Below are 22,662 nucleotides of genomic sequence, written 5' to 3'. Positions count from 1 at the left end.
GGATGAGGTGATATGTGTGATTGAGATAAGTGATTTGTATAAATCTTATAAGAGTAATGAAGTACTAAAAGGAATCTCACTTACTGTAAATAAAGGAGAAGTGGTAGTCATTATTGGACCTTCTGGTTCAGGTAAATCGACACTAATAAGATGTTTAAATTTATTAGAACAACCAGAGGGTGGAAGTATTAGAATTGAAGATTTAGAGATTCATGTGAAGAAGCTTTATAAAAAGGAAATAATAAAATTACGCCAAAAAACAGCAATGGTTTTTCAAAACTATAATTTATTTAAAAATAAAACAGCATTGCAAAATATTACAACGCCATTAACAGTTGTACAGAAAAAAAGTGAAGAAGAAGCAAAAAGAATAGCAAGAGAAATATTAAAACAAGTAGGTTTAGCTGAAAAAGAAAATTTCTACCCAACGATGTTATCAGGTGGGCAACAACAAAGAATAGGTATTGCTAGGGCAATGGCTTTAAATCCCGCTGTATTATTGTTTGATGAACCGACTTCTGCACTTGATCCAGAATTAGTGAACGAGGTATTGCAAGTCATTAAGGATTTGGCAAGGCAGCATATAACGATGGTTATTGTCACACATGAAATGAATTTCGCAAAAGAAGTAGCGGACCGTATTATATTTATGGCTGAAGGCATTATTGTAGAGCAGGGAACGCCAGAAGAAATTTTTCGGAATCCACAAAATGAGCGTACGAAAAAGTTTTTACGACAATTGAATGCTTCAGAAGAAGGCAATCATTTCGTTATTTAGGAGGAAAAATTATGAGGAAATCATCATTATTACTAACATTGGCATTAACAGTATCGGTTGGGCTTTTATCTGCTTGTGGTTCAGATACAGCGAGCAAAAAAACAGATGAAAAAGTAGTGAAAGTTGGGACGTCTGCAGGTCGTAGTCCATTTATTTTTAAAGAGGGTGAGAAAGTAAAAGGCTTTGATGCTGAAATTATTGAAGCGGCTGCTAAAAAAGCTGGATATAAAGTTGAATGGAACGTTTCTGATTTTGAAGGATTATTCGGTTTATTAGACTCGGGTCGTATTGATACAATTGCAAATGAATTATCGGTTTCTCCGGAAAGAAAAAAGAAATATGACTTTTCAATTCCATATGTTTATTCAGGATCTGTTTTCGCGGTGAAGAAAGATAATAATACAATTAAATCGATAGAAGATCTAAAAGGAAAGACTGTAGGTGTGGGGCTTGGTACAGCCGGGGAACAAGAATTAAAAGCTTTAAATAAAAATAATGCTTTTACAATTAAAACGTTCTCAGAAGATCCAACAGCAGAATTGAATGAAGTGGGACTTGGTCGTGTAGATGCTTACTATAATGATAAAGTGCAAGTAGAAACAACAATTAAAAAGGCAGATTTAGATAATGTGAAAGTAGGATTTGGTCCACTTAAATGGGGAGAGATTGCATTTCCATTTGCTAAAAAGAGCGAAAAGTTAGAAGATATAAATAAAGCATTGAAAGAATTAGAACAAGATGGGACATTAAGCGAAATATCAAAAAAATGGCTGAAAGTTGATGCTACAAAAAAACAAAATTAAAGTATGTTCGTTGAATGTGGCTATTGTCCATCAACTTATATAAAAATAAAAGGAAATTGGGGAGGAAGTTACTCATGGTACAAATTCATCCAAAAACACGTATTGGTCATGTTGAATTTAAGGTGTTAAATTTAGAACGTCAAATTGCTTTTTACGAGAATGTTGTAGGTTTAGAAGTAATTAAGCAAGAGGGGAATAAAGCGTATTTATCTGGAAAAGGTGGAAAGAACACGTTACTTGTTCTTGAAAAGTTAGAGGATGGGGTACTGCAAGAGCCGCGTACGACTGGTATATATCATGTAGCCTTTTTAGTTCCGACTCGTGAGGCGTTTGCTTCGGCATTATTTGGTGTGATTCGTAATAAGAATGTAATTGATAGTCCAGCTGAGCAAGAGGGACGTTATACATATTCAAATGAAATTTTACCAATTTCAAGGTTTAATAGTGCGAGTGATCATACGTATAGCGAAGCGTTTTATTTACAAGACTTAGAGGGAAATGGTATTGAAATATATGCGGATCGTCCGCGCGATCAATGGGGAGAAGGGCCAGGAGGAAGTACCCCGCTTGATTTAAAAGAACTAGCAACGCTTGTTGATTATGAATTTGATGGATTACCTGCTAATACTGTCGTTGGACACGTGCATTTACGGATAGCCGATGTAGAGGAGTCATATGAATTTTATGTAGATACAGTAGGCTTTGAAGTACAACAACGCGAGGATGACTGCTTATTCATTTCTGCAGGAGGATATCATCACCATATCGGTGCAAATACGTGGAACGGAGTAAATAATCCGTACCCACCGGCATATGCAACTGGATTAAAAGTGTATACGATAGTACTGCCGCATAAAGAAGCGTTAGATGAAGTGAAAGAAAGATTAATAGAAAAACAACATGGAATAAATGAGATTTTAAATGGATTTACTGTAGTAGACCCGAGTGGTATTACAGTACAGTTTGAAATAGAAACAGCATAAAAGAAGTCGGAAGGTGTATAATTACCTTCCGATTTCTTTTTGATACGTAATCCAGGTAGTACAAGGATTGAAAGGGAAAGATTTTAATATCTCCATTGCATATATACTTGTTGAATCGAATTCACCTTGAAAGAAAGAATAACCGTGTGTATTTGCATACATAGCTTGTTTGAAAATGAGAAGTTTCAGTAAGGATACATTTTCTGTATTGTGAGTCCCGCACCATCCTAGTTCTACTGTATTATCCTTTTCTGATGTATGGAGGAAAGAGTATGCCATAATTCGATGCTCTTCATCTATAATGAGAAAGCTCCCATCTAGTAGTACGTCATCAGCTAAAATCATCTCTTGCCAAGTTTGTAGTGGGAATGAGGCAACGGGATTTGCTAGGTGGGTTTGCTCATAATTTTCTTTTACTAAGTAGGCTAGTTTTTCTAATAAATTATTATTTGATACGATGTTCGATAAAGTTTGTATATGATAATTTGAATTAGGGACTATCTCGATAGAAACTATTTTTTGTAAGTCTAATATCGGCATATATGTTCTTCGGATTTCCGTAAAATTATGTTCTTCAAAAAACGCTTTTAAATGAGCTGATGTTTCCCATATAGAGGTTTGTAATGGTAGTTTGAAGTTTTCTCTTTTTGAAATCTCGTTTAATAAAAATTTTTCAATGTGTAGCTCCGAATAGAAAGGATTCGTATATATTCGAAAGTATGTGCAGTATGGATGGAAGTTACTGCCCCAGGTGAAAAAGATGCCTACTACATCTTTTTTATAGTAGGCAACATACGCACATTTTGTTTTATTATCTCGTAATAAGTGAAATACGTACGATTCTTCATTATATAAATCAATAAGTTGTTTTACTTGTAGCTCATTATTTTTACTATATTTCTCTATAACAAGATTATGTTCATTCAATGACTTCTTCATAGCTCAATCCAAAAACGTCTTACTACATTTCCGTCTTCCTCAGTGAAATCATCATCACGAAGGCCGCCGTTATGTAAAATTGTTTTTTCTGAAGCAGTATTTACTTCATCGCAAACGACAAGTGCTTTCGTGATGTTTAATTGCTTCGCTTTTTCCAGTGATAATGCTAGTAACTTCGTAGCATAACCTTTTCTTCTTTCAGAAGGGCGAATGCCATAACCGATATGACCGCCAGCGTTAAATAAATGTTCGGTTAAACTATGACGTATATTAACAGCGCCTACAATTCTATTATGATCTGTAACGAGCCAATACGTAGAATCTGGTACCCAAGATTCAGGAAGATTTATTCCGTTATGTGCATCGAGTAGTTCTTGTACCATAGCAGGGAAGTTAGAAGGGTCTTTTGTAATAACCCACGGAATCATCGTTTCACCGCTATCTTTCCATTCGTTATAAAAATCTAAGTATTCGTCTTGTAAATCGGTAGTAGGTGTAATCAAAGAGACGTTCATTGTTAGCAAGCTCCTTTATTTATGTAGAATGTATAAAAAAATTACAACACAAAATGAAAGCGTTTTCTGAACTTTCTCAACCTCATTTCATGTAATCCACCTTTGTTTTTCAAGAAAATGAGTGGATGTTTAAAACTAGAAGTTATTCATTTTATGTTAATATTTAAAATATTAACATAAAATGACCTAGGTATTAAGTGTATTTTAATGAAATTCATTCATATCGATAAATCAATGTGTGTGATAATTTTTATTTTATTTATCTATAATGAATGAAAGGGGGAAGGGCTCGTGAGTGTAAATATTGATTTCATTATACGAATCGGTGTTGCTGGTTTGTTAGGAGCAATAATCGGTATTGAAAGGGAAATTCGCTCAAAAGAGGCAGGATTAAAAACACATTTCCTAGTAGCGGTAGGAAGTGCTTTAATAATGGTCGTTTCGAAATATGCTTTTTCAGATATTATGAATGAAGAACATATGGCTCTTGATCCAAGCCGTATTGCAGCGCAAGTTGTTAGTGGAGTAGGGTTTTTAGGTGCAGGTACAATTATTATTCAAAAGCAGGCGGTGAAAGGATTAACGACAGCGGCTGGTTTATGGGCTACAGCAGGAATTGGATTAGCAATTGGGGCTGGCATGTATGTAGTAGGAATTGGAGCGACGATTCTCGTTTTAATTGGTTTAGAGATTGTAAGCCGTATTTTTAAGGTGCAATTTTTATTTCCGCAAAATATAACGGTGCAAATGTGTATAAGTCAACATGAAGCAGTACAACAAATATTAGAAACACTACAAGTGAAAGGCATTCCAATACTTTCATATGAAGTGGAAACTTCACAGCAAGGTACAGAAATAGTTTATAAGATAGGGATGCAGCTGAAAAATATATCGTCAGAAGAAAAGAATGAGTTTATTCAGTATATGCAAACATTACCGGAAGTAACATTTATAAAGTTAAAATCATAGCGCTGAAAACGAGGGTAGATGTAGCGGGAATTTCGCTATTATCTATCTTTTTTTGATATAAAATGCACATAAAGTCAAGTGTTAATTTTACACGGCGTGGATACATGTGTGAACGTTACCTTATTTTTTCTCAATACAGTATAAAAAGTAAAAATAGTAAAATAATGGTGAGGAACACTAAAAAATGTAAGGTAGGGGAGAGCATGAAAGGCTATTCAAAAAAAGTGTTAGTAGGGGTAAGTTTTGCTAGTTTCATGTTAGGGAGTTTTCAAGGAGGCGCATTGGCGGAAAGTACAAAGGGAGAGCAAGTTTCTTATCGGAACGTTCTCAAAATGGAGCCAGTTGGTGTACAATTACCAGTGCAAGAATTAGCTCATTCATCAAAAGTGCTTGAAAGCAAGTCTTTTGAGAAAAGGCTACAGCTTGCTGATTTATCGCAAAGACCACCAGAAGTAAAAAAGAAAAGTAAACAATTAACCGCAGCGAAAACATATACAATTGCTGAATTAAATCAATTGAGCAATCAGCAGTTAGTGGATTTACTTGTAACAATTGATTGGGAGCAAATTACTGGGCTATTTCAGTTTGATAAGGATAGTCTTGCATTCTATCAAAATGATAGTAGAATGCAGGCAATTATTGATAAATTGAAGCAGCAAGGACAAGCTTATACGAAAGATGATTCAAAAGGGATTGAGACTTTAGTAGAGGTATTACGCTCAGGGTTTTATTTAGGATTTTATCATACAGAATTAAGTAAACTAAATGATCGAAGCTATCATGATAAATGCTTACCTGCATTAAAAACGATTGCGAATAACCCGAATTTCAAACTCGGTACGTTAGAACAAAATAGAGTTGTCTCATCATACGGAAAATTAATAGGAAATGCTTCGAGTGATGTGGAAACGATAACATCAGCTGCAAAGATTTTTAAACAATATAACGATAATTTTTCTACATTGGTAGACAATCTATCAGCTGGAAATGCAATTTACGATATTATGCAAGGTGTTGATTACGATATTCAATCGTATTTATACGATACGAGAAAAGCACCGAAAGATACAATATGGTATCAAAAAATTGATAGCTATATTAATGAATTAAGTCGTTTTGCCTTAATTGGAACGGTGACAGAGAAAAATGGTTGGTTAATTAATAATGGTATTTATTATACAGGTAGACTTGGTACGTTCCATAGTACAGGAACGAAAGGGTTGCAAGTTGTAACGGACGCAATGAAAATGTATCCGTATTTAGGAGAGCAATATTTCGTAGCGGCTGAGCAAATTGCGACGAATTATGGCGGGAAAGATGCGAATGGTAAAGTGGTTGATCTAGATCAAATAAGAGAAGATGGTAAGAAAAAATATTTACCAAAAACGTATACGTTCGATGATGGAGCAATTGTGTTAAAAGCTGGAGATAAGGTGACTGAGGAAAAAGTAAAACGTCTATATTGGGCGGCAAAAGAAGTGAAGGCACAATTCCATCGTACGGTTGAAAGTGACCAGCCATTAGAAAAAGGCAATCCTGATGATGTATTAACGATGGTTATTTATAATAGCCCAGCTGAATATCAATTTAACCGTCAATTATACGGGTATGAAACGAATAACGGCGGTCTTTATATAGAAGGAACAGGTACGTTCTTTACGTATGAACGTACGCCAGAAGAAAGTATTTATAGTTTAGAAGAATTGTTCCGACATGAGTTCACGCATTATTTACAAGGCAGATATGAAGTGCCAGGACTTTGGGGACAAGGGAAGATGTATGAGAATGAGAGATTATCTTGGTTTGAAGAAGGGAATGCGGAGTTTTTTGCAGGTGCAACGAGAACAGATAATGTTGTACCGAGAAAGAGCATTATAGGGGGAATATCTTCAAATCCAGCAGAACGTTATACAGCAGAGAGAACGTTAAACGCAAAATATGGAACGTGGGATTTCTATAATTATTCCTTCGCTTTACAATCGTACATGTACAATAAGAGATATGATATGTTTGACAAAATTCATGATCTTATTAGGAAAAATGATGTAACAGCATATGATGCATACCGCTCTGCTTTAAGTAAAGATGCGAATTTAAATAAAGAATATCAAGATTATATGCAAATGTTAGTAGATAACCGTGAGAAATATAATGTTCCGTTAGTATCAGATGATTATTTAGCAACTCACGCACCGAAACCAGTTTCAGATATTGCGGCAGAAATTACAGCCGAAGCAAAATTAAATAATGTATCAGTTAAGAAAAATAAATCACAGTTCTTTCATACATTTACATTACAAGGGACGTACACAGGTACTACTGCAAAAGGAGAATATGAAGACTGGAAGACAATTACACAAAACGTGAATGATACGTTAAAACGTTTAAGTGCGAAAGAATGGACAGGCTATAAAACAGTAACAGCTTATTTCGTAAATTACCGTGTGAATGCAGCAGGACAATTTGAGTATGATGTTGTATTCCATGGTATTAATACAGAAGAAGGTGCTGTGAATAAAGCGCCAGTTGCGGTTATAAATGGTCCCTATAGTGGAAATGTAAATGAAGCAATTTCGTTTAAAAGCGATGGATCAAAAGATGAAGATGGGAAAATTACTTCGTATAAATGGGAGTTTGGTGATGGAGCAGTAAGTAATGAGCAAAATCCGACTCACGTGTATACAAAAGAAGGAACATATACAGCGAAATTAACAGTAACAGATGACAAAGGATTAACGAATACTGCTACAACGAATGTAACGGTTCAAAAGAAAGAAGATAACAGTGTGGAAAAAGAGCCGAATAACTCATTTCAAACAGCAAACAAACTGCAGCTAAATCAAATTTTACGTGCTAGTTTAGGAAATGGCGATACGAGTGATTTCTTTGAAATTAATGTGGATACTGCTAAAAACCTTCAAATTAACGTAACGAATGAAAATAATATCGGAATGAACTGGGTTCTTTATTCGGAAGCAGATTTAAATAATTATGTTACGTATGCACAGCAAGAAGGAAATAAGTTAGTAGGAAGTTACTACACGTATCCAGGGAAATATTATTTACATGTGTATCAGTATGGCGGGGGAACAGGGAATTATACGGTAGAAGTGAAATAGTAAAAAGGTCGCCGTGAGTGGCGACCTTTTTGTTGCGTGTTATACAAAAAAATTTACAAAAGCTTGATAGGCACTACCAAGAGAAAATAACGTAGCTACCATATGTGCAGTCCATTTAGGCATATTTAAATTCAATACGACATTATACAAGATTCCATATAAGATACAAATGATTAATATAAATGCAATGAATTGAAGAACTAATAAAAATAGTGGTTGTCCCATTTATTCTCACCTCTTTATTTATTATATTAATATAATAAATTTATAAACGGAAGAATTATTTCTATAAAGTACCAAAAATGCGATATGAAAGGATCATCACCAAAAGATGGGGGTGATAAAATCAACGTTCTGTTTCTAAGCGAATGCGCAAGAAAAGATGGTCATCACTTCTTTAGCCAAACCCACGCCGTTTGATAAGTTTAATCTTATTGTTTGTTCCCTCCATGATTCCATTGGATAAAGGTGACACAATTGTATCGAGCATCGCTTTCTCACGTAATACGAAGCTTTTCACAATTTTCGCAACCGCACCGCAAACATGGAATTGATAGCGTTTTATCCAATCAGCTAATCGTCTTTTTGCCTGTTTCGATTGCCTCTTGATTACGATTCGGAACGACAGTTAAAACATGCCCTGTATCTGCATTTAGCACACTTGTTGCATACGTGTGCCCTTTACGAATCGCAAACTCATCTACACAAATTCGAGTAGCTATTTCATCATGGAATTGTTCAGGGGCATACCAATAAAACCAGCGCTCTACCGTGGTGTAAGGCAAGTTATATTCGCAGGCAACATCTGACAAAGCGCGCCCCTTACAACGCTGTACAATTTCACGACGAAATGAGGCTGTTGAAGAGTGAATCAGCCCTAACCCGTAATCAAAAGTAAATGTATAATTGCACTGTGTACAACGTTGACGAGGCACCGCTAATTCAATCCAAAGCACTCCAATTCATGCTAAGCATAAGTTTACCAATAAAATAAAAAACAAAGTCTGTAAATTTATGTAAAATAATGATATGATTTAATTGAATATAAAGAAAAAGGAAACCGATACAGCTTGTGCGTATGCAGTGCATTTTGGTCTGGGTCACAGTCTTTTAACGTGCTCGAACTACAGGAGGAGTAAGCATATTCCCGATGGATTCATTGCTGCACTTCCATTATCTGGGGGGATCCCCTGGTATCCAAGACTAAATTTTACCCATACATCATTTTTTTGATGTAGCTCTTGAAGATAAAAACTATTTAATTTTCAAGGAACAGTTATTAACTTAAAACTTATTATACGAGGAGGGTGTATCATGAAAAAAATATGCTTTGTATTAATTGTCGACGCTGGTATAAATTATGGTTCAATATTTTCTCTACCATTTTTAAGGAATCAGGATGATTTGAAGGAATATTTTTCTAAGTATTATGATGTTTCGATTAATTATATTAGGGATAAAAACTCAGTTGACTATTTGGTAGTTCCCAAACCGTGTCCACCTTTTGATAATGAAAATAATCTTCCAATAATTGAAGTACCAGCAATCTTATTTATGGAAAAGAATTTTGAAAAAATAAAGACTTATATAGACAATTATTTTTCTAATAACTCATAAAGAAAATAAAAGTACAGTAAAAAGAAGTTCGATAAAAAACGAGTGGTGAAGATTCAATGAATAAGGCACAAGCAACATTAGTAAATTACTAGCACCAACTAGAATTAGCTTCTTATTGGGGAGATGGTACCACTTCGTCTTCAGATGGGATGTGCATGCAAATTGGGGTTTCATCTTTACATGCAGACGCAAATCCACATTACGGAACAGGTAAAGGTGCTACCATTTATCCCACTTTAATGGGCAGTAAGACCCCCACCTCAAGATTCAGCGAAAGCAAAGAAGTTAGGTGGGGGATCAACTGCCCATAAAAGTCCGATTGGTTCAACTAATAATCAGTGGGGGATGAAGAAAACCCCCACTGATTAAAGTTTCACTTTATCGCTTTGTGAGTGATCAATTCTCTAGCTTTTATACAAAAGTGATTAATACGAATGCTAGGGATGCCGTTCATGTCATTGATGGTTTACTACATCACGAAACAGATTTACATATGGAAGTAGGAAAACATCAGGAGCCTTTACTTGCCCATATTCCACCTTTAGGTTGGGAGCATATAAATTTCTTAGGTCAATATAAATTCGATATTAACAGTTCCCATTCTATTCGATCATTACGCCCCCTTAGAACATAAATGAAGCCCTTGATTTTCTGCTTAGCGTAGACAAATCAAGGGTTTTTCTTTCAAAATCTTTTTTACGCGTTATACCCGAATAATTTTAAATCTTCCCCTGAGTCCGAAATGATCTCTTCGAACTTCAATCCTACTTTTTCTAAAAGCTTTCCTGAATTGATGTTATCAATAGTAGTAATTGCTACAATTCGTTTCAGTCCTAGTTTTTGTACTCCGTATTCGATTACAGCGGAGGCTGACTCGTAGCCATATCCTTTTGAACGGAATTCTTCTAAAAAGGCAAAGCCAATATCAACATCTTCTAATGAATCTCTTTTAATAAGACCGCACATACCGAGTGGAGTGAGATCTTCTTTGCGCTCTACTAAGTAAAGACCAAATCCAAGTTTGTTATACATATCGATTGGTCCGTTTACAATATAATTTGTTGCGTCTTCTAAGGTTCTAACTCCTTTATTACCGATAAACTGAATCCATGCAGGATCGTTTACTAACTCTAGAATAAACGGAGCATCTTTTATATCGAGCCAACGAAGAATGAGTCGTTCCGTTTCAAGAACTATCAAGCTACTGCACCACCTTTAACATTTATAATCATTAGTATGGATTGTGTAATACAAAATCGCAACATATTTTAAAAGAGCCCGGATTGTTCACATAAAGTTCGTTTGTTTTGCATAAAGGGATATTTTATAATTAGAATTGATTGTAAAGAGTGAGATGCTTATACAATGACTCCTAGGTGACTAGGAGTTTTTACTATATAACTATCATTATTACTAAATATGACACACTACACATTCTACTCAAGGAGGTACATAATGAAGAAATTATATAATGCATCGTTTACGTATTTGATTATCGGTTTATTATCAGGGATTTTCGCTAGGGAGTATGGAAAGTATAAAGGGATTGTAGGATCTACTTTGTTAAACCTTTTACATACACATACACTTGTACTCGGCTTTTTCTTCTTTTTAATTACTTTAGGATTAGCAAAAGTATTCGCGTTTCATGAAGCGAAAAGTTTTAATAAGTGGTTTGTTGTACATAATATCGCATTAATTTTGATGTTAGGTTCGCTAGCAGCAAGAGGGCTTCTTCAGTTAAATGGAGCGGACTTTAAAGGATTAACTTATATTGTTGGTTTTTCTCATTCGTTGATGGCAGTTACTTTAATTTGGTTTATGTTGTTAATAAAGAAGTCGTTTAAAATGTAGTTTTATAGAAAAGAACTTGCGATAGGTATTGCAAGTTCTTTTTGTTTATTCGACAGTATGAAACGAATTGCATATGTATAAAACTTGAATTATTTAATTTTTCGGATTATTATGTATAAAATACTTAACATATTTTGTAATTAAAATTTATAGAGAGTAGGAGAGTGTACGATGGAAATAACAGTAGAGCGTTTAGTAAATGAATTAAAGGGTGTGCTTCCCGAAGATCGAGTAGTAATCAATACGACAGTAAGAGAGTTGCATAGTAAAGATGAATCTTATCATGCTAGTAGTTTACCTGATGTAGTAGTTTTTCCGAAAACGACCGAAGAGGTTAGTAGAATAATGAAAGTAGCGAGTGAGCATAAAAAAACTGTCGTTCCTTTTGGGGTAGGCTCTAGTTTAGAAGGGCATGTTATTCCATATGAAAAAGGAATTACAATGGACTTTTCACTTATGAATAAAATACTCGAGATAAGAGAGAAAGATTTTCTAGTGAGAGTACAACCGGGAGTGACTCGCTCTCAGCTTAATAAAGAATTGAAAAAGTATGGATTGTTTTTTAGTGTGGATCCAGGAGCAGATGCAACGTTAGGTGGAATGGCCGCTACAAATGCGAGTGGAACGACAGCCGTGAAATATGGCGTTATGCGTGATCAAGTTCGTGATTTAGAAGTCGTTCTTGCTGATGGGGAAGTAATACATACTGGGAATTTAGCTGCGAAGTCGTCATCAGGTTATCATTTAAATGGTATTTTCGTAGGTTCAGAAGGGACGCTTGGATGTTTTACGGAATTAACTGTAAAAGTATACGGTATACCAGAGCATGTTATGGCCGCGAGAGCATCGTTTCCAACTATAAATGATGCAGTAGAAGCTGTTATTAACATATTACAAGCGGGTATTCCAATTGCGAGAATTGAACTCGTTGATGAACTATCTATAAAACAAGTCAATCATTACAGTGAAACAAGTTACAGAGAAGAGCCTACGCTGTTTTTAGAGTTTCACGGTAATGAAGCAGGGCTAAAGCAAGATATTGAGTTTACGAAAGAAATTGTTTTTGATCATAAATGTAAAGAAGTTGCGTTTGAGACGGAGACAGCAGCGAGAAATAAACTGTGGGATGCAAGACATAACTTAGCGTACTCTTATGTGCATAGTTATCCTGGTAAAAAATTAATGAGTACAGACGTATGTGTACCAATTTCAGAATTGGCTGGGGCAATTCAACATGCCAGAGAGACATTAGATAAGGTTGGTCTTGTTGGTGGTATTCTTGGTCATGTAGGAGATGGGAATTTCCATGTGCTCTTAATGATTGATCCTAACGATAAAGAAGAAGTGGAAAAGGCAGACGAAATAAATGAAAGTATCGTTTTATATGCTCTTAAACGAGGGGGAACGTGTACGGGAGAACATGGCGTTGGAATCGGAAAGCGGAAGTATCAAGAAGAAGAACATGGGGCGGCATTACTCGTAATGGAGAAAATAAAGAAAGCTCTTGACCCGCAAAATATTTTGAATCCGAATAAAGTTTTTCAGTTAAAGGATAGGGGCTGATTGGGTGAAAGTACTAGAAGCGATAAGTAATATAGCTGGAAAGTATTTTGCATTTTGGGTTATTTGTATTGCAGCTATTGCGTATTTTATTCCTGCTCCATTTCTAGGGTTAACTAGTTACATAACGATTTTACTTGGGGTTGTTATGTTTGGGATGGGATTAACGTTAAAGGCTGTTGATTTTAAAATCATTGCTACAAAACCATTGCCAGTTATTATCGGTGTATGTGCTCAGTTTATTATTATGCCACTTGTCGCATACGTACTAGCCTACGTTATGAATCTGCCAGCCGAATTAGCAGCTGGACTAGTGTTACTCGGTTCAGTACCGGGTGGCACCGCATCAAATGTTATGGTTTATTTAGCAAAAGGGAACTTAGCGTTGTCTATTGCAATGACGTCATTATCAACGTTACTAGCACCAATTGCTACACCTCTTATTTTACTATTGCTTGCAGGACAATGGATGCCGGTTAATCCTATGTCTATGTTTCTTTCTATCGTACAAGTCATTATCATACCGATTATTTTAGGATTAGTAGTGAAGAAGTTTTTCCCTAAAACTGTTACGAAAGGAATGACCGTTATCCCTTTCATATCAGTTGTAGCAATTATCATTATTGTTTCAGCGGTAGTTTCAGCAAATGTAAGTAGCATTACTTCTTCAGGACTTCTTATATTTATCGCAGTTATGCTTCATAATGCATTTGGTTTTTTACTCGGATATATAACAGCATTCGTACTTGGACTAGATGAAGGGACAAGAAGAGCTATTTCAATAGAAGTAGGAATGCAAAATTCAGGCCTAGGTGTTGCCTTAGCAACAGCACATTTTGGACCAGCAGCTGCGCTTCCAAGTGTATTAGCAGCAGTATGGCATAACATTGCAGGACCGATTTTAGCAACCATCTGGTCAAAAAATGCAAAGGATACTTTCAGTGATGAAACTTTATCGGTAAATATAGAAAAATAGGAATGATAAAGAATGCAAAAACGCATTGTACATTTTGAAGGGCTAGTTGTTTTCATAGCTGCGATTTATGCGTATTCAGTATATGAATTTAGTTGGATAATATTTTTTCTGTTCCTTTTAGCTCCGGATTTATCAATGTTAGCGTATGGTATAAATAATCATGTAGGTGCTAAGATTTATAATATATGTCACATATATATATTATATCGATAGTAATAGCTATCATAGGAGTCTATTTTAAGGTAGATACGGTTATAATGATCGGTTTAATATGGACAGCACATATTGGAATGGATCGAATGTTTGGATATGGATTGAAATATGAGACAGATTTTAAGGATACTCATATTCAGAGGTTATAGTTGCTTTTGAGGAGAGGGATACATTGAAACAAAGAATTACTATCGAAGAATATAACATCAAATGGGAAAGTGAATTTAATAAGCTACAAACTCTCATTAACGATGTAATGGAAGACAGCATTTTATCCATTGAACATGTTGGGAGTACATCTATTAAAGGGCTTGCAGCAAAACCAATATTAGATATTGATATTGTAATAGAAGATTATGAAATCTTTCCTGAAATAGTAAAAAAACTTGAAACGATAGGATACTATCATCAGGCAGAATGGAGTTACAAAGGGAGAGAGGCGTTTGGCAGAAAGGACGCTTTCGTTCCGTGGAGTGAAGAAAGTATAGTTTGGATGGAACATCATTTATATGTTTGTGATAAAAATAGTGAAGAGTTAAGAAAACATATAGCGTTTCGGGATTACCTTCGTGAACATGAAGATGTTGCTGGTGAATATGGTCGTTTAAAGGACGAGTTAGCAAGAGAATCAAAAAGTAGAACGAGCTACAGTGAAGGTAAGACGAAATTTATTACAAATATATTAGAAGAAATAAACTAAGGCGGCATGGAGTATATGCCGCCTGTTCTTTTTGGATAGAAAGCTGCTATTGTAAAAGAAATACAAACTGGCCCTATTGAATGAAACGATAAATATAATGAGAAATAAAAGAGTGGAAAAGAGGGAGTTTATGTATATACCAAAATACTTTGCAATACAAGATGAAGAGATGAAGTACGAAATAATTGAACAAAATAGCTTTGCGACATTATTTTCTCAACATAACGGGGAACCATATGCAACACATTTGCAGTTGTTGTTAAATAGGGAAACACTCACGTTACATGGTCATTTCGCACGGCCGAATGAACAGTGGAAAGATAGTGGGAATCAACAAGTACTCGCTATATTCCAAGGGCCACACAGTTACATATCGCCGTCATGGTATGAAACAAACAATGCAGTACCAACATGGAATTACGTTGCAGTGCATGTATAGGGTGAATTAGAAATTGTTGAAGAAGAACAGGAATTAATAGATTCTCTTCAAGAGTTAGTACATACATATGAAGATCCACAGAGTGCCTACTCATTTGATGATGTAGATCCGAATTATATGGCGGGATTAAGTAAGGGGATAATTGGTTTTAAAATTAAGATTAGTAAAATAGAAGGAAAAGCAAAGCTAAGTCAAAATCATTCTGTGGGGAGACGGAAATTAGTTGTGGAGGAACTTGAGAAAGTTGATAGTGAGGGGAGTAAGGGGATTGCGGAGTTGATGAGAAAATAAAGCCTATATGAAAGGGAAATATTCTAAATAAGCTTATTAAAAAAGACCTTCTTAATGAAGGTCTTTCGTTTTCTAAAGTGTTTTTTCAGCTATTGTTGAGTTATAGTCTTTACTTACGTCAACGGATTGAACAAGGTCAGGTCTTTGTGGTGCAGGAAGATCAGCATGACCCGCTTGGTATGTAAATGAATTATGAATACCAGTAGCCAAAATACCGAAAACAGATAGTCCTAAAAAAACAGAGCTAATTTTTTTAATCATTTCAATGCCCCTTTCTCAAACGTTTTTTCTTTTGCTTGTAACGCTTTATGAAAATATTCACTTGCCTTAATGTGATTATTTTCACTATAAAATTTAACAGCTAATTTTTCTGAGTATTCTTGAGTGTAGTTATATAATAATTCTTTGTCGAAAAACGTAATTCCTTTAAGGATAATTGTTTCTAATTCTTCAGAACTAACATTATTATTTAGTTCGTTTAGAATTTTAAAATGATATATATATTCTTCATTATTTAATTCCGTACAAATTTTTAACCCTTTTTGGATTAATCCTTCAGCGATACTTGTTTCATCTAGTTTAGAGTGTTCTCTTGCTTGCAAGAAGAGAGCCTTGAAATGTGTTGGTTTCTTTTCGGTCACTTCTGATAGGTGACGGATTGCGAGTGTGGAGAGGTTTTGACTGGCATATAACCAACCCAAATTATTACGTACACTTAAAATTAATTCTTTTTCATCAGATTTTTGTAAAAGATGTATTGCTGAATTATATTGCTCTTCCGCTTGTTCATATTGTTTTAAATATACAAATGAGGCACCTAATGTATTTTTACATAATCCAACTTTAACTTCAAAGCCAGTTTGTTTATCGAAAATCTCTTTAGCCTTAGTTGCATATTCAATAGATTCAATTGGTTGGTAAAAGTGATAATGGAAAATCGCCATTCGATAATAAAATTCAGCATGCTCTAGATTATCAGTGTTATTTACTAATAATAACTTAGCCTGTTCATAATGTTCGCTAGCTAAGTTATAGTCTGTGGTTAAAGTTGCATAAATACCTTTAAAAAAATGATAGTAGTAAGACAGTGGATGATTGGATGAGATTACGTAAGAATCTATTTTATCAAAGCTATCTTTTGAAATACTTAAACTATCTGTCAAAACTTTATGTCGAAACTCTAGTAAGGAATGATATAATGCTAAATTTTCATCTTCCTCGAAGTTTAGTTTCTTTTCCTCAATTTCATGCTTTAAGTTTGTCGCTTGGGACACATCTTGTTTTAGCATAGCTAAATACCAGTCATTAAATAATTTTGTAACTTGTTCATTACCTTGTAGTTGAACGTTCATGAAATCCCCTCACTTTTTGAATATTCTTATAAAATATAGTATCAAAAATAACAATATTTAGAAATATGATTTTTATTTCTCAATATTTGTTTAACAAATATTTTAGTAAGCCAATTGGAATAGTGATGTTTTTGTTTTGGAGTAAAGAAAGGAATTGGTGAAGAGGCATTTTAAAGTTCTATTTGAGAGGTGAGGATATAAAAAAGGTGTGTTCACACAATTTGTATGAACACACCTTTTTACATATTAAACAATCAAGTCCCACAAAAAGTACGATAAGGACGATTCGTAGGCGCGGGCGGAGCACAGTATTCTTCTTGCTCTGTAGCATACGCATAAGGATTTGCTAGAGCCTCAAGAAGCTTCTCCATTACGCTATAGTCGCCATTTGTAACAGCTGCTTCTAATGCTTCTTCTACACGGTGGTTTCTTGGAATGATGGATGGGTTATTATTTTTCATCATTTCGTAGGCATTTTCTTTCAATTCTTCTTGTCTTTCTAATCGAGATTGCCACAGTTTGTACCATTCTTTAAATTCAGGGCTATCGAATAGAGGGGTATTTTCTAACGTATTAAGAGTTAATGAACGGAATGTATTTGTGTAATCCGCTTTATATTTCTCCATCATTTTTAAAAGTTGCTCAATAAGTGAATGATCTTGTTCTTCGTTGCTAAATAGTCCTAATTTCTTTTTCATTCCAAGGAACCACAGGTTTTCATACTGTACGCTAAATTTTGAAATTTCGTCTTGAGCAATTTTTAATGCTTCTTCTTCATCTTCGTGCAGAATTGGTATTAAAGATTCTGCTAATCGCGCGAGGTCCCATGCGGCCATATATGGTTGGTTTCCATATGCGTAGCGGCCTTGTGTATCAATAGAGCTAAATACAGTTCCTTGGTCGTAATGGTCCATAAATGCACAAGGGCCGTAATCAATCGTTTCACCGCTAATCGTTATATTGTCAGTATTCATTACGCCGTGAATAAATCCAACAAGTTGCCATTTAGCGATGAGGCTGGCTTGTTTTTTGATGACTTCTTGTAGCAATGCAGTATATCGGTTTTCATGATCTTCAATTTCTGGGTAATGTCTTTTTATTGTATAGTCAGCTAGCGATTGAAGATCTTCGATTGAGCCCCGAGCTGCAGCATATTGAAATGTGCCGACGCGTATATGGCTGCTTGCAACTCTAGTTAAAATAGCTCCAGGTAACTTTGTTTCACGATAGGTTGGCTCACCTGTTGTGACAACTGCTAAACTGCGGGTAGTTGGGATATCAAGTGCATACATTGCTTCGCTAATAATATATTCACGTAGCATCGGACCGAGTGCAGCACGACCATCACCACGGCGTGAATAAGGAGTAGGGCCAGAACCTTTCAGCTGAATGTCAAAACGTTTACCTGAAGGAGTAATTTGTTCACCAATTAAAAGAGCACGACCGTCGCCTAACATATTAAAATGTCCAAATTGATGACCAGCATACGCTTGAGCTAATGGATGAGCTCCTTCTGGTAGTGCATTACCGGCGAAAATCGCAATTTCGGTTTCTTTCTTCAGTTCTTCCGGATTAAAGCCAAGAGATATCGCAAGTGAATGGTTTAGCTTAACTAACTCCGGTGAACTTACGGGAGTAGGGGGGATTTCTGTATAAAATGAATGTGGTAAAGTAGCATAACTATTGTCTAAATTCCAACCTGCTTCATTATTTTTAGTCATTGTATCTCCTCCTTGTTTATTTTTTTATTATGTATTTGTACGTATGTATTCTTTGTAAAATTAGCTAAAAGTATAATATGATATTTCCCCTTGCAATCTATTGTAAGGACTTCAGTACACTATGTCTATTTAACAGCAAATTTAAAACCTCCATTTTAAGAAAATGGAGGTTTTATTATTATTTCATTTTTACAATTATTTTCCCCTTTGCTCTGCCAGCCTCTGAATATTCCATTGCTTTTTGAGCATCCTCAAAAGGGAAAACGCGATCGATTACCGGTTTGATTTTGCCAGCTTCAATATAGTTTGCAATAGTGCGTAGTTGATCCCCGCTTGGCTTCATAAATAAAAATGAATATTGAGCATTATGCTTCTTTTCAAGTGCAGTAAGTTTTTTGCTTGCTAATGAAAATAAGAAAGTTTTGAAAAATCCTGAACCGAATTCTTTACCGAATCGAGCATTCGGCGTACCTGAAACGGAAACAATGTTGCCACCGCTTTTTATAATGTTGAATGATTTTTCAAGTGTTGTACCGCCAATTGTATCAAATACTGCATCATAATTTGTTAGTATTTCTTCAAATTTTTCTGTTTTGTAATTAATAATTTCATCTGCACCAAGAGACTGGACTAAATTCGCACCAGCTTCACTAGCAGTCGTTGTAACAGTAGCACCCATTATTTTTGCTAACTGAATTGCGAAAGTACCAACACCACCAGATCCAGCGTGAATTAAAATCTTTTGACCTTTTTGTAAGTGCATAATGTCATGTAAAGCTTGATAGGATGTTAAGCCAACGAGTGGAATTGAAGCAGCTTCCTCAAAACTTAAATTTTTCGGTTTTAAGGCTATATCATCTTCATGAATGGCTATATATTCCGCAAAAGTACCAATCTTATTTTTTCTTGGACGAGCATATATTTCATCACCGACTTTAAAACGAGTTACTTTTGATCCAACCTTCGTAATGACACCGGAAAAGTCATTCCCAAGGATTAGCGGCATTTCATATTTCAGTAACATTTTTACTTTTCCATCGCGTATTTTAAAATCAATTGGGTTAATGCTAGCTGCATGAATTTCTGCGAGCACTTCATACTCATTTATTTCAGGAGTAGGTACCTCTGTCATATGCATTGGGACTTTTCCGTATTTATCAATTATCATCGCTTTCATTTCTTATACCTCCAAATTTCAATAAAATGAAACTGTGGGGGGCTTCATCCCCCACTGATTATCAGCCCTCACCAATCGGACCTTTATGGGCAGTTGATCCCCTATCTAAATTATTTGTTTTCGCTGAATTTTGAGGTGGGGGTCTTACTGCCCGTTAAAGTGGGATAAAAGTTGTGCAATAGCTTTTCAATGTCTAATACAAGATTTTTTAATAAACTTAATTTTGTACGTATATCAATATAATAAAAGTTTTTTGTACCTTCTTTACGCATTAAAATAATACCGGCTTCTCGTAAAATCCTTAGGTGATGTGATACCGCTGGCCGAGAAAGGTGTGTTTGTTTCGTAATTTCTCCTACACGTAATCCGGTTTGACATTCCGTTTCCATGAGAACTAACAAAATAGCTTGACGTGTTTCATCGCCAATTGCCAATAATACTTTTTGAGAATCAATAAAATCTTTTTTTATAACATTTAATTGTTCTTGTTTATTCATTTCAATCACTTTACCTCCAAAAATTAGTCGAAAGGTTTAAGATGATGGACCATTATTTCGATACCGTAATGCTACATGATTGTTGTATGAACTGCAATATTGGGAAAGAAAATCGAGACGAATGAATTTTTTATGTTGAAAATGATAAAGGGGGTAGAAAAGAATTACATATTGGAATGGATAAAGTTTTAAAATAGAAAATGATTTAATAATACGTTGTTTCTAGATGAGGATAGTTAAGCCATTGAACAAAAAATTAAGCGGTCGTAACCCTGGATAATTTTTAGGGTTACGACCGCTTATCATGTTTTTATTATTTTAAAGTGAGTTGTTTCGTTTTACTCTTTCATACATACATAATACAAGCGGATTATAGATATATGAAAGAGTAAAAGTAATTTGGGGCGTAATCTATCTATATGATACTTTAAAATGAAATATAAGTCTATATTTTTGTTGTTTTTTTGATTATCTTTATGTCACTGAGCTCAGAACAATGATGTGGAGGATAAATATATGAAATCGAATGATGTACCAGTTTTAATTGTTGGAGGGGGATTATCAGGATTAGCATCTGCGTTATTCCTTGCAAAACATAACATTAAGTACTTACTTATTGAAAGGCATCCGTCTACTGCAATTCATCCAAAAGCGGGTGGAATTACTTTTCGTACGATGGAGTTATTTCGAGAATTAGGTTTAGAACAAAGAATTAGATCAGCGGGTAAAGCGTTAGAAAATTGCCGAGGAAGAATAGCGGTTCATACAATAACTGAGGCGAATCAGGAAGAATTGGCACAAATGAGGGAGACTCAGTATGGAAATGATGAAAAACTACTTCAAAAAATAGAAGAGATTAGCCCATCAAAACAAACTGCGTGTTATCAAATAATTTTAGAAGAGATGATGTTACAAGAAGCGAAAACGCTAGGCGGGCAACTATCTTTTTATCATGAATTAGTTTCATTTGAACAAAATGAAAACGGGGTAAAAACAACGATTAGAAATCGTGAAACAGAAAAAGAAAGTGTCATACATTGTGACTATGTAATTGCAGCGGATGGAGCGAAAAGTAAAATACGTGAGCAGCTAGGGATAAGTACGGAGGGACGAGGTACAATCGGTGGCTATTATATGAATATTTATTTTGAAGCGGATTTAAGCGAATTTATACAAGGAGATGCATTTGGTTTTTCTATGGTACTTCATCCAGAAGTTCTTGGTGCGCTTATTCCAGTTGATAACGAAAGAAGATGGATTTACCATGTATCCTACGATCCATTAAAAGGAGAGAGACCAGAGGATTTCACTATAGAACGTTGTAAACAAATTATTCAAACCGCAATTGGAAGTACAAATGTTGAGTCAGAAATAGTAAGTGTTTTACCGTGGGAAGCGACTGAAAGTACTGCTACAAAATTTCAAGATAATCGCGTTTTTTTAGTTGGCGATTCTGCACATATTATGCCGCCAACTGGAGGGTTTGGTTCCAATACAGGAATACAAGATGCGCACAATTTAGCTTGGAAATTAGCGGCTGTTATAAAAGGCAAGGCAAAACCAAAATTGTTAGAAACATATCATGAAGAGAGATATCCTGTTGCAAAATTAACGACAGATTATGCGAGTAGTTTACTGTTTCGTGCTGCGAATAGAGAGGAAGGCAGTTTGAATAATATGGATGGTTTAGCTGTTACAGTTGGATATCAGTATTGTTCAGAGGCGATTATAGATGACTCAGTCACTCCACATAGAATGGATAGCGTAGAGTTGAACGGGAGACCTGGAACGCGAGCGCCGCACTTTTTGGGGATGTATAAAGGGAAAGAAGCTTCTATATTAGACTTATTTGGTAACAATTTTGTATTACTTACTGGAGTAGACAATAGCTCTTGGGCTGAAGCTGTATTTGATGTTTCATCTAAATTAGGAATAAATATTAAACTGTATCGAGTAGGGGGAAGTGGAGACTTTATTGCTCAAGAAAATGTTTTTCGTGAATTATATGGGATAGAGAATGGAGGAGCTGTATTAATTAGACCAGATGGATTTATAGGATGGCGTTTGGAAAAAGCAGTGGTAAATCTAGATGTAATACTGGAGGAGGTAATGAGTAATTTATTATGTGATTTTTAAGTAACTATGGAAGCATTGTCTTA

General features: G+C 35.2%; 22 protein-coding genes and 3 pseudogenes. 14 read left to right on the top strand and 11 right to left on the bottom strand.

Annotation, left to right across the window (positions count from 1 at the left end; all coding sequences use genetic code 11):
* The first annotated feature begins 16 nt into the window (after positions 1–16).
* The 3 genes from ACTFRN_RS00305 (at position 17) to ACTFRN_RS00295 (ending at position 2,564) form a co-directional block, all read left to right on the top strand.
* Positions 17–778 carry an amino acid ABC transporter ATP-binding protein gene (locus ACTFRN_RS00305; RefSeq protein ID WP_074567558.1) on the top strand — a complete coding sequence of 254 codons (762 nt, stop codon included), beginning with the start codon at positions 17–19 and terminating at the stop codon, positions 776–778.
* Between the two features lie 11 nt (positions 779–789).
* The gene (locus ACTFRN_RS00300) at positions 790–1,581 is read left to right on the top strand and encodes an amino acid ABC transporter substrate-binding protein (protein WP_001232341.1); all 792 of its coding nucleotides are present in this window, start codon (positions 790–792) and stop codon (positions 1,579–1,581) included.
* Positions 1,582–1,655: 74 nt separating this feature from the next.
* A complete protein-coding gene (locus tag ACTFRN_RS00295) occupies positions 1,656–2,564 on the top strand; it encodes a VOC family protein (protein ID WP_074567557.1) in 909 nt (302 codons plus the stop codon).
* 21 nt (positions 2,565–2,585) lie between these two features.
* Here ACTFRN_RS00295 and ACTFRN_RS00290 read toward each other — a convergent pair whose 3' ends face one another.
* Complete coding sequence (locus ACTFRN_RS00290; protein WP_049113237.1) at positions 2,586–3,503, bottom strand: hypothetical protein; 918 nt, start codon at positions 3,501–3,503, stop codon at positions 2,586–2,588.
* On the bottom strand, positions 3,500–4,018 hold the full coding sequence (locus ACTFRN_RS00285) for a GNAT family N-acetyltransferase (protein WP_001103098.1): 519 nt from the start codon (positions 4,016–4,018) through the stop codon (positions 3,500–3,502). The genes ACTFRN_RS00290 and ACTFRN_RS00285 overlap by 4 nt, the downstream gene beginning before the upstream one ends.
* Positions 4,019–4,309: 291 nt before the next feature.
* Here ACTFRN_RS00285 and ACTFRN_RS00280 point away from each other — a divergent pair, with 291 nt between their 5' ends.
* Together ACTFRN_RS00280 and colA are read left to right on the top strand one after the other, a co-directional pair.
* Complete coding sequence (locus tag ACTFRN_RS00280; RefSeq protein ID WP_000115701.1) at positions 4,310–4,987, top strand: MgtC/SapB family protein; 678 nt, start codon at positions 4,310–4,312, stop codon at positions 4,985–4,987.
* A 203-nt stretch (positions 4,988–5,190) separates the two neighbouring features.
* A complete protein-coding gene (gene colA / locus ACTFRN_RS00275) occupies positions 5,191–8,106 on the top strand; it encodes a collagenase ColA (RefSeq protein WP_074567556.1) in 2,916 nt (971 codons plus the stop codon).
* A 39-nt stretch (positions 8,107–8,145) separates the two neighbouring features.
* On the opposite strand, the gene ACTFRN_RS00270 is transcribed toward colA, so the two are convergent.
* The 3 genes from ACTFRN_RS00270 to ACTFRN_RS00260 all read right to left on the bottom strand — a co-directional run bounded on the left by ACTFRN_RS00270 (position 8,146) and on the right by ACTFRN_RS00260 (position 9,062).
* Positions 8,146–8,331: a hypothetical protein gene (locus ACTFRN_RS00270; RefSeq protein WP_049113234.1), complete on the bottom strand. Its 186-nt coding sequence runs from the start codon at positions 8,329–8,331 to the stop codon at positions 8,146–8,148.
* A gap of 172 nt (positions 8,332–8,503) precedes the next feature.
* Entirely contained in the window at positions 8,504–8,671 is a 168-nt protein-coding gene (locus ACTFRN_RS00265) for a transposase (RefSeq protein ID WP_367734838.1), read from the bottom strand.
* A 4-nt stretch (positions 8,672–8,675) separates the two neighbouring features.
* A complete protein-coding gene (locus ACTFRN_RS00260; protein WP_158612355.1) occupies positions 8,676–9,062 on the bottom strand; it encodes a transposase in 387 nt (128 codons plus the stop codon).
* A 358-nt stretch (positions 9,063–9,420) separates the two neighbouring features.
* On the opposite strand from ACTFRN_RS00260, the gene ACTFRN_RS00255 reads away from it, so the two are divergent.
* Both ACTFRN_RS00255 and ACTFRN_RS00250 read left to right on the top strand, forming a co-directional pair.
* Positions 9,421–9,723, top strand: a complete 303-nt coding sequence (locus tag ACTFRN_RS00255; RefSeq protein WP_000717615.1) for a hypothetical protein — start codon at positions 9,421–9,423, stop codon at positions 9,721–9,723.
* Between the two features lie 47 nt (positions 9,724–9,770).
* Positions 9,771–10,222, top strand: a pseudogene (locus ACTFRN_RS00250) (Tn3 family transposase); the annotation flags it as partial.
* 197 nt (positions 10,223–10,419) lie between these two features.
* Here ACTFRN_RS00250 and ACTFRN_RS00245 read toward each other — a convergent pair.
* Entirely contained in the window at positions 10,420–10,923 is a 504-nt protein-coding gene (locus tag ACTFRN_RS00245; protein WP_000636201.1) for a GNAT family N-acetyltransferase, read from the bottom strand.
* A 255-nt stretch (positions 10,924–11,178) separates the two neighbouring features.
* Between ACTFRN_RS00245 and ACTFRN_RS00240 the strand changes: the two genes are divergently transcribed.
* From ACTFRN_RS00240 to ACTFRN_RS00215, 6 genes and pseudogenes are all read left to right on the top strand, one after another.
* Entirely contained in the window at positions 11,179–11,577 is a 399-nt protein-coding gene (locus ACTFRN_RS00240) for a DUF2871 family protein (protein ID WP_074567555.1), read from the top strand.
* 171 nt (positions 11,578–11,748) lie between these two features.
* Positions 11,749–13,140 (top strand): FAD-binding oxidoreductase, encoded by a 1,392-nt coding sequence (locus tag ACTFRN_RS00235; protein WP_074567554.1) that lies wholly within the window; start codon positions 11,749–11,751, stop codon positions 13,138–13,140.
* A 4-nt stretch (positions 13,141–13,144) separates the two neighbouring features.
* Entirely contained in the window at positions 13,145–14,113 is a 969-nt protein-coding gene (locus ACTFRN_RS00230; RefSeq protein ID WP_074567553.1) for a bile acid:sodium symporter family protein, read from the top strand.
* A 12-nt stretch (positions 14,114–14,125) separates the two neighbouring features.
* Positions 14,126–14,475, top strand: a pseudogene (locus ACTFRN_RS00225) (DUF4260 domain-containing protein).
* Between the two features lie 23 nt (positions 14,476–14,498).
* The gene (locus tag ACTFRN_RS00220) at positions 14,499–15,026 is read left to right on the top strand and encodes a GrpB family protein (protein ID WP_000813607.1); all 528 of its coding nucleotides are present in this window, start codon (positions 14,499–14,501) and stop codon (positions 15,024–15,026) included.
* Positions 15,027–15,156: 130 nt separating this feature from the next.
* Positions 15,157–15,756: pseudogene (locus ACTFRN_RS00215) on the top strand (FMN-binding negative transcriptional regulator).
* Positions 15,757–15,828: 72 nt separating this feature from the next.
* Here the strand turns inward: ACTFRN_RS00215 and ACTFRN_RS00210 are convergent.
* From ACTFRN_RS00210 to ACTFRN_RS00190, 5 genes are all read right to left on the bottom strand, one after another.
* Positions 15,829–16,017: a Phr family secreted Rap phosphatase inhibitor gene (locus ACTFRN_RS00210; RefSeq protein WP_014893567.1), complete on the bottom strand. Its 189-nt coding sequence runs from the start codon at positions 16,015–16,017 to the stop codon at positions 15,829–15,831.
* Positions 16,014–17,108 carry a RapH N-terminal domain-containing protein gene (locus ACTFRN_RS00205; RefSeq protein ID WP_014893568.1) on the bottom strand — a complete coding sequence of 365 codons (1,095 nt, stop codon included), beginning with the start codon at positions 17,106–17,108 and terminating at the stop codon, positions 16,014–16,016. Before ACTFRN_RS00205 ends, ACTFRN_RS00210 begins: the two co-directional genes overlap by 4 nt.
* Positions 17,109–17,362: 254 nt before the next feature.
* Complete coding sequence (locus tag ACTFRN_RS00200; protein ID WP_074567552.1) at positions 17,363–18,829, bottom strand: protein adenylyltransferase SelO; 1,467 nt, start codon at positions 18,827–18,829, stop codon at positions 17,363–17,365.
* A 178-nt stretch (positions 18,830–19,007) separates the two neighbouring features.
* Positions 19,008–20,006 (bottom strand): NADP-dependent oxidoreductase, encoded by a 999-nt coding sequence (locus tag ACTFRN_RS00195; RefSeq protein ID WP_074567551.1) that lies wholly within the window; start codon positions 20,004–20,006, stop codon positions 19,008–19,010.
* A gap of 110 nt (positions 20,007–20,116) precedes the next feature.
* Entirely contained in the window at positions 20,117–20,512 is a 396-nt protein-coding gene (locus tag ACTFRN_RS00190; protein ID WP_074567550.1) for an ArsR/SmtB family transcription factor, read from the bottom strand.
* 507 nt (positions 20,513–21,019) lie between these two features.
* On the opposite strand from ACTFRN_RS00190, the gene ACTFRN_RS00185 reads away from it, so the two are divergent.
* Positions 21,020–22,639 carry an FAD-dependent oxidoreductase gene (locus ACTFRN_RS00185; RefSeq protein ID WP_124878331.1) on the top strand — a complete coding sequence of 540 codons (1,620 nt, stop codon included), beginning with the start codon at positions 21,020–21,022 and terminating at the stop codon, positions 22,637–22,639.
* Positions 22,640–22,662: the final 23 nt, after the last annotated feature.

Origin of the sequence: Bacillus cereus group sp. MYBK245-2, from assembly GCF_051916145.1 — a bacterium.
In the GTDB taxonomy this organism is placed as follows: domain Bacteria; phylum Bacillota; class Bacilli; order Bacillales; family Bacillaceae_G; genus Bacillus_A; species Bacillus_A pacificus.
Note: the sequence above shows the minus strand (reverse complement) of the source record. Positions and strands in the feature narration are given on the sequence as shown.

What these genes read in the sequence shown, in the direction of transcription:
- ACTFRN_RS00300 (WP_001232341.1), top strand. Translation starts at nt 790, where the DNA reads ATGAGGAAATCATCATTATTACTAACATTGGCATTAACAGTATCGGTT.
- ACTFRN_RS00295 (WP_074567557.1), top strand. Translation starts at nt 1,656, where the DNA reads ATGGTACAAATTCATCCAAAAACACGTATTGGTCATGTTGAATTTAAG.
- ACTFRN_RS00290 (WP_049113237.1), bottom strand. Translation starts at nt 3,503, where the DNA reads ATGAAGAAGTCATTGAATGAACATAATCTTGTTATAGAGAAATATAGT.
- ACTFRN_RS00285 (WP_001103098.1), bottom strand. Translation starts at nt 4,018, where the DNA reads ATGAACGTCTCTTTGATTACACCTACTACCGATTTACAAGACGAATAC.
- colA (WP_074567556.1), top strand. Translation starts at nt 5,191, where the DNA reads ATGAAAGGCTATTCAAAAAAAGTGTTAGTAGGGGTAAGTTTTGCTAGT.
- ACTFRN_RS00270 (WP_049113234.1), bottom strand. Translation starts at nt 8,331, where the DNA reads ATGGGACAACCACTATTTTTATTAGTTCTTCAATTCATTGCATTTATA.
- ACTFRN_RS00255 (WP_000717615.1), top strand. Translation starts at nt 9,421, where the DNA reads ATGAAAAAAATATGCTTTGTATTAATTGTCGACGCTGGTATAAATTAT.
- ACTFRN_RS00240 (WP_074567555.1), top strand. Translation starts at nt 11,179, where the DNA reads ATGAAGAAATTATATAATGCATCGTTTACGTATTTGATTATCGGTTTA.
- ACTFRN_RS00235 (WP_074567554.1), top strand. Translation starts at nt 11,749, where the DNA reads ATGGAAATAACAGTAGAGCGTTTAGTAAATGAATTAAAGGGTGTGCTT.
- ACTFRN_RS00210 (WP_014893567.1), bottom strand. Translation starts at nt 16,017, where the DNA reads ATGATTAAAAAAATTAGCTCTGTTTTTTTAGGACTATCTGTTTTCGGT.
- ACTFRN_RS00205 (WP_014893568.1), bottom strand. Translation starts at nt 17,108, where the DNA reads ATGAACGTTCAACTACAAGGTAATGAACAAGTTACAAAATTATTTAAT.
- ACTFRN_RS00200 (WP_074567552.1), bottom strand. Translation starts at nt 18,829, where the DNA reads ATGACTAAAAATAATGAAGCAGGTTGGAATTTAGACAATAGTTATGCT.
- ACTFRN_RS00195 (WP_074567551.1), bottom strand. Translation starts at nt 20,006, where the DNA reads ATGAAAGCGATGATAATTGATAAATACGGAAAAGTCCCAATGCATATG.
- ACTFRN_RS00185 (WP_124878331.1), top strand. Translation starts at nt 21,020, where the DNA reads ATGAAATCGAATGATGTACCAGTTTTAATTGTTGGAGGGGGATTATCA.